The sequence below is a fragment of the Mesorhizobium sp. M8A.F.Ca.ET.218.01.1.1 genome (assembly GCF_004791165.1).
GTDB lineage: Bacteria > Pseudomonadota > Alphaproteobacteria > Rhizobiales > Rhizobiaceae > Mesorhizobium.
Window position 1 is genome coordinate 1 of sequence record NZ_SRUZ01000184.1, and the last position, 291, is coordinate 291.

The window sequence follows — 291 nt, forward strand, 5'->3', positions numbered from 1 at the left end:
CTGGGGGCATCTTTGCCGCATGCTGACGCAGGCCAATTTGCGCGACGAGAACGAGAAGGGCGCGACGCTGCTGGAGTTCAGCGACCTTCTTGAATGGGGGGATCGCCTTTCGCTGGCCATCCTGCCCGATCTGTCGGCAGGCGCGGAAGGCAATCTAAGTCTCATTAGCCGGCTTAAGGATCGCTTCGGCGCCGCGCTCCGGCTGGCCGTGGCGCCGGATTACGGCGGCAACGACCGCTTCCGTATCGAGCAGGCGGCGGCGATGGCCGAACATGCGCGGGTTCCGCTGAT

Annotated in this window: 1 protein-coding gene; it reads left to right on the top strand. The window is 64.9% G+C overall.

The features are described 5' to 3' along the window. Positions 1-291 (top strand): hypothetical protein (locus tag EN861_RS34935; protein WP_135928252.1); only part of this gene is annotated, 291 nt, incomplete at both ends.